4 protein-coding genes and 1 tRNA gene are annotated in these 4,708 nt (G+C 70.6%); 1 reads left to right on the top strand and 4 read right to left on the bottom strand.

What is annotated here, in order from left to right; all coding sequences use genetic code 11:
• Positions 1–338: 338 nt before the first annotated feature.
• A complete protein-coding gene (gene purD, locus QH290_RS17075) occupies positions 339–1,616 on the bottom strand; it encodes a phosphoribosylamine--glycine ligase (protein WP_280266464.1) in 1,278 nt (425 codons plus the stop codon).
• 97 nt (positions 1,617–1,713) lie between these two features.
• Between purD and QH290_RS17080 the strand changes: the two genes are divergently transcribed.
• Positions 1,714–2,139, top strand: coding sequence for an HIT family protein (locus QH290_RS17080; RefSeq protein ID WP_280266463.1), 426 nt, complete (start codon positions 1,714–1,716; stop codon positions 2,137–2,139).
• A 39-nt stretch (positions 2,140–2,178) separates the two neighbouring features.
• On the opposite strand, the gene QH290_RS17085 is transcribed toward QH290_RS17080, so the two are convergent.
• The 3 genes from QH290_RS17085 to QH290_RS17095 all read right to left on the bottom strand — a co-directional run bounded on the left by QH290_RS17085 (position 2,179) and on the right by QH290_RS17095 (position 4,545).
• Positions 2,179–3,654: a sensor histidine kinase gene (locus QH290_RS17085; protein ID WP_280383868.1), complete on the bottom strand. Its 1,476-nt coding sequence runs from the start codon at positions 3,652–3,654 to the stop codon at positions 2,179–2,181.
• On the bottom strand, positions 3,651–4,376 hold the full coding sequence (locus tag QH290_RS17090; protein WP_280266461.1) for a response regulator transcription factor: 726 nt from the start codon (positions 4,374–4,376) through the stop codon (positions 3,651–3,653). Before QH290_RS17090 ends, QH290_RS17085 begins: the two co-directional genes overlap by 4 nt.
• Before the next feature lie 97 nt (positions 4,377–4,473).
• Positions 4,474–4,545, bottom strand: a tRNA-Thr gene (locus QH290_RS17095).
• Positions 4,546–4,708: the final 163 nt, after the last annotated feature.

Below are 4,708 nucleotides of genomic sequence, written 5' to 3' on the forward strand. Positions count from 1 at the left end.
CGGCTGGGGGGGGGGGGCGCCCCCTCCCCGGCCGCCCGGCTCCGCGGCGGGGCGGCCGCCGGGGCCCCCGCCAACACGGGAATGAGAAGGCGTCGGTCAGCACGGGAACAAGAAGGCATCAGCCAACACGGGAACAAGAAGGCATCAGCCAACACGGGAACAAGAAGGCATCAGCCAACACGGGAACAAGAAGGCGTCGGTCAGCACGGGAATGAGAAGGCATCGGCGAAGGCGGAAAGCTTCGGCGCCACGGTCCACTTCCGGCGGGCCATGCTCCTGCCAGCGCGTCGCATCTTGTTTTTCCGGCGCGCTTTCGGCCGGAATCGACGAGGGAGTGGCTAGACGCGGGTGGGAATGGCTATGCGGCTTTCGACGGCGCCGAGGGCGATGTCGGTGCGGTAGTGGCTGCCGGGGAGTTTGATCTTGGCTATGCGAGCGTAGGCGCGCTCGCGGGCCTCGGTGAGGTCGGCGCCGGTGGCCACGACGTTGAGGACGCGGCCGCCCGCGGACAGCAGGGCGCCGTCGTCGCGCTGGGACGTACCGGCATGCAGCACTTCGGTATTCGGGTCGGAGCCGTCGGCGCCGGTGATCACGTCACCGGTGCGGGGGCGGCCCGGGTAGTTCTCGGCCGCCAGCACCACCGTGATCGCCGAACCGGCATGCCACCGCGGCGGCTCGGCCTGGGCGAGGGCGCCGGTGGCGGTGGCGTGCAGCAGCGCGCCGAGCGGGCTGTCCAGCAGCGCCAGCACCGCCTGGGTCTCGGGATCGCCGAAGCGGCAGTTGAATTCGACCACGGCGGGCCCGGCCTGACCGATCGCCAGCCCCGCATATAACAGTCCGGAGAACGGCACGCCACGCCGGACCATCTCCGCCGCAACGGGTTTCACGACAGTGTCGACGATCTCGGCGACGGTCTCCGCGGGCAGCCAGGGCAGCGGCGTGTACGCGCCCATGCCGCCGGTATTGGGCCCGGTATCGCCGTTGCCGACGCGCTTGTGGTCCTGCGCGGGCAGCAGCGGTACCACCGTCTCGCCGTCGACCAGGCAGAACAGCGACACCTCGGGACCGTCGAGGAACGATTCCAACAAGACCGGGTGGCCCTGCTCGAGCAGTTCGGCGCCGTGGTCGCGGGCCGCCGAGCGGTCGGTGGTCACCACCACGCCCTTGCCCGCGGCCAAGCCGTCGTCCTTCACCACCCAGGTCGGGCCGAAGCGGTCCAGCGCGGCATCGAGTTCGCCCGGGTGGTCGACCACCTCGCTGTGGGCGGTGCGCACACCTGCCGCGGCCATCACGTCCTTGGCGAAGGCCTTCGAGCCCTCGATGCGGGCCGCGGCGGCCGACGGGCCGAAACACGCGATCCCCGCCGCGCGCACCGCATCCGCGATGCCCAGCACCAGCGGCACCTCCGGCCCGATCACCACCAGGTCGATCGCGAGGTCGCGGGCCAGCGCGACCACGGCCTCGGCGCTGCACGGATCGACCGGGCGGAGCTGCGCATACTGCGCCATTCCGGGGTTGCCGGGCGCGGCCACGACGGCGCTCACCCCCGGATCCCGCCGCAGGGCCAGCACGAGGGCGTGTTCACGGGCTCCGGCACCGATGACGAGTACGCGCACGCAGGACAGCTTAGGCGACGCGTTCGCGCGCCTCGGCGGGTATCGACCGGACAACCCGTTGCCCCGCCGCGTCCCCGGGCGCAAATAGACTCGGGCCATGGCTTCTGTTTTCAGCGCGATCATCGACGGTCAGTTGCCCGGGCGGTTCGTGTGGGAGGACGACGAATTCGTCGCGTTCCTCACCATCGCCCCGATCACCCAGGGCCACACGCTCGTCGTGCCCCGCGAGGAGATCGACCAGTGGCAGGACATCGATCCGGACACGTTCGCGCGGCTGAACGGCGTCGCCCAGAAGATCGGCCGGGCCGTGCGGGCCGCCTGGGAGGCGCCGCGCGCGGGCCTGCTGGTCGCCGGGCTGGAGGTCCCGCACCTGCACGTGCACGTATTCCCGGCCTTCGAACTCGGCGACTTCAACATCTCCCAGGCCGACCCCGAGCCGAGCCAGGAATCCCTGGACGAGGCCCAGGCCAAGATCAAGCAGGCCCTCCGCGACCTCGGCTACGGCGCCAACGTCCCGGCCTGACCTCCCATTCGGTGCCCGCCTTCCGGGGCCGAGGCGGTGCTATGGGGTACGCGGCAGGTGGACGGTGAAGGTGGTGCCGGTGCCGGGGGCGGTGTGGGCCGAGACCGTGCCGCCGTGGGCGGATACCAGGGCCTCGACGATGGACAGGCCCAGGCCGGTGCCGCCGCTGTCGCGGCTGCGGGAGCTGTCGGCGCGATAGAAGCGTTCGAAGATGCGCTCGGCGTGCTCGGGCGGTAGCCCGGGTCCGGTGTCGGCGACCTCCAGCAGGACCTCGTCGGCCGCGGGGGTGAGCCGCACGGTCACCGCCGCCTCCGGCGGGGTGTGCACGAGGGCGTTGCCGACCAGATTGGACAGCACCTGACGCAGTCGCGCCGCATCGCCGCTGATTTCCAGAGTGCCTGTACCGGAACGTATTTCGAGATCGATCGGACGACCGGGCCCGTCCGGGCGGCGGGCGGTGTCGATCGCGCGGGCATTGTGCACGGCGTCGCTGGCCAGCGCCAGCAGGTCGACCGGGCGGCGCTCCAGCGGGCGCTGCGCATCCAGCCGGGCGAGCATCAGCAGATCCTCCACCAGCAGGCCCATGCGGTGGGACTCGCTTTCGATCCGGTCCATGAACATTGCCGGATCGGCAAGCGCCCCTTGCCGATACAGCTCGGCGAAGCCCTGGACGGTGGTGAGCGGCGTGCGCAGTTCGTGGCTGGCGTCCGCGACGAAACGCCGCATCTTCGCCTCCGAGCGACGCGCGGCCTCCTCCGATGCCTCGGTCGCGGCGAAGGCCCGCTGAATCTGCGACAGCATGCCGTTCAGCGATTGCGACAGCCGGTCGACCTCGGTATCGGTGCCCCGCACGGGAACTCGCCGATGCAGATCACCGCCCGCGATCGCGGCGGCCGTGCGCTCCACCTCGCCCAGCGGCCGCAGGCTGCGCCGGATCACGATCCGCGCCACCAGCGCCAGCACGGCCAGCACGATCGCGCCCACCACCACCTGCAGCCCGATCAGACGGTCGACGATGGTCTCGGTGCCGCGCAGCGGCAGCGCCACCACGCTGCTACCGGCGGGTGACTCGAAACGCACTGCGCGCCAATGCTCGTCGGAGTTGCCGACCGATCCGACCGTGCGCGGTCGGCGGCCGAGGTCGGCGGGTATCTCGGGCGCGGCACCGTCGACATCCATCCGCATCAGGAGCGTGCCCGCCGAATTCTGCACGCGCACATAGAACGGCTCCAGCGTCCGGCGCGGCCGGAACGGTGGCGGCGGATCCGGCGGCGGCAGCCCGGGCCGCGCGAAACCGTGTACGGCATCGGCGATTTCGCGATCGACGCGGTCGATCAGGGTCCGCTGCATCACGGAGGTGACGGTGATACCGGAGGCGAGCAGCCCGAGCCCGGCCAGCACCACCAGTGCCACCACCAGGGTCACCCGCAGCGGGATGGCCGCCAGCCGGGACGAGATCGCCCGGCGCACCCGCCCGGTGCGGTCGAGGGGCGCCGCACCGTGCCGCGTGCTCATTTCACCGCGGACCGATGGCGGCTGGGGACCCGCATGACGTAGCCGACCCCGCGCAACGTGTGAATCAGCCGGTCCGGGCCGGTGTCCACCTTCTTGCGCAGGTAGGAGACGTAGGTTTCGACCACGCCGACCTCGCCGCCGAAGTCGTAGCGCCACACGTGATCCAGGATCTTCGGCTTGCTGAGCACGGTGCCCGCATTGACCATGAAGTACCGCAGCAGGGTGAACTCGGTGGGCGAGAGCGCCACCGGCTCACCCGCCTTCCACACCTCGTGCGTGTCGTCGTCGAGTTCGATGTCCTCGAACCGGATCCGCGAGGACTTGCGCTCGGCCACCGTGTGACCGGAGCGGCGCAGGATGACCCGCAGCCGTGCCACCACCTCCTCCAGGCTGAAGGGTTTGGTGACGTAGTCGTCGGCGCCCAGCGTGAGTCCGGTGACCTTGTCCTCGACCTCGTCGCGGGCGGTCAGGAACAGCACCGGCGCGTCGATACCGTCGGCCCGCAGCCGCCGCAGCAGCCCGAACCCGTCCATCCCCGGCATCATGACGTCGACGATCAGCGCATCCGGCCGGAACGTCCGGGCCCGATCCAGCCCCTCGGCCCCGTTACCCGCCGTGGCAACCTCGAACCCCTGGTAACGCAGGCTCACCGACAACAACTCGACGATCATCGGCTCGTCATCCACCACCAGCACCCGCGCCTCGGCAGCCTCACCACTCATAAGGCCATAGTCCTCCCCACACCCCCGAACACACTGTGCCCCCGCTGGGAGTTTCCTGGGAACGAAAAATGCCCGCCACCGCAGCGACGGGCACAAGAGCCCCCTGTCAGGATTGAACTGACGACCTTCGCTTTACAAGAGCGGTGCTCTACCACTGAGCTAAGGAGGCAGGTGAAGCGGTGCCATCATAACCGGGTTGCCCGGTGGCACCGAAAATCAGCGGTCGACGGACGCGACCGTAGCGGGGGGGGGGCACCCCAATGGGGTAACCCACCCCCCGGGCCCGCCGGTTACCCGCCCGATGGGGGTGGGGGGGGGCGGGCAGGGGGGGG

This window comes from Nocardia wallacei (assembly GCF_029869545.1).
Lineage (GTDB): Bacteria > Actinomycetota > Actinomycetes > Mycobacteriales > Mycobacteriaceae > Nocardia > Nocardia wallacei_A.